At 42.9% G+C, this 1,053-nt stretch carries 1 protein-coding gene; it reads left to right on the top strand.

Features of this window, described 5'->3' with window-relative positions:
* Window positions 1-1,051: sodium:solute symporter family transporter (locus DUT69_RS19035; protein ID WP_449415912.1), on the top strand; the 1,051-nt coding region annotated here is incomplete at its 5' end.
* Window positions 1,052-1,053: the final 2 nt, after the last annotated feature.

Raw genomic sequence — 1,053 nt, 5'->3', positions numbered from 1 at the left:
TATCATATTTACATTATTCGCCATGTTTTATTCCATTATTGGCGGCATGCACAGCATAGTTTTGGGCGATGTAATCAAATATGCCATCATGACTTTGGCCTGCATTGCCATTGGCGTAATTGCAGTACAGCATTTGCAAACGCAAACCCTCAATGTTCCAAAGGGCTGGAACAACCCATTCTTTAGCTGGAAATTAGATTTGGATTGGAGCGCAATCGCAGCTGATGCCAATAAGAAAATAGCCGAGGATGGGTTCAGTCTGTTCGGAGTGTTTTTCATGATGATGTTGCTAAAAGGTGTTTTTGCTTCACTTGCGGGTCCAGCACCAAATTACGATATGCAAAAAATATTGAGTACTCGTAGTCCGAAAGAGGCTAGTAAAATGACTGGTTTCGTCAGCATTGTGCTGTTGCCCATCCGCTACTCTATGGTAACCGGACTAACCGTATTAGCACTACTCTACTACAATCAGCTTTACTTAAAAGGCCCTGATGGCGTTACGGATTTTGAACGCATATTGCCGGCTACCATCAATAACTTTTTACCAATTGGTGTGTTGGGCTTGGTACTTACTGGCTTGCTAGGTGCTTTTATGGGAACTTTCAGCGGCACTTTAAATGCTGCTCAAGCCTATATCGTTAACGATATTTATCTTAAATACATCAATCCCGAAGCTCCCACTAAAAAAATCATTTCCATGAATTACATTGTTGGTGTTGTGGTAGTAGCTGCTGGCATAGGGTTTGGCTTTTTAACAAAGGATGTCAACAATATTTTGCAATGGATTGTGGGCGGACTTTATGGCGGTTACGTAGCTGCAAACTGCTTAAAATGGTATTGGTGGCGCTTTAACGCCCATGGATTTTTCTGGGGAATGACGGTTGGCGTTGGCGCAGCGTTGTTAATGCCTTACGTTACTACTGGTCTTCCTTTGTATTGGTGGCCGCTACTTTTTGCTTTATCATTAGCGGGCTGCTTAATTGGCACTTACACTGCGCCAGCAACCGATACCGCAGTCCTTAAATCATTTTATGCCACAGTAAAACCTTAGGC

This window comes from Pedobacter namyangjuensis, assembly GCF_003313325.1.
In the GTDB taxonomy this organism is placed as follows: domain Bacteria; phylum Bacteroidota; class Bacteroidia; order Sphingobacteriales; family Sphingobacteriaceae; genus Pedobacter; species Pedobacter namyangjuensis.
Note: the sequence above shows the minus strand (reverse complement) of the source record. Positions and strands in the feature narration are given on the sequence as shown.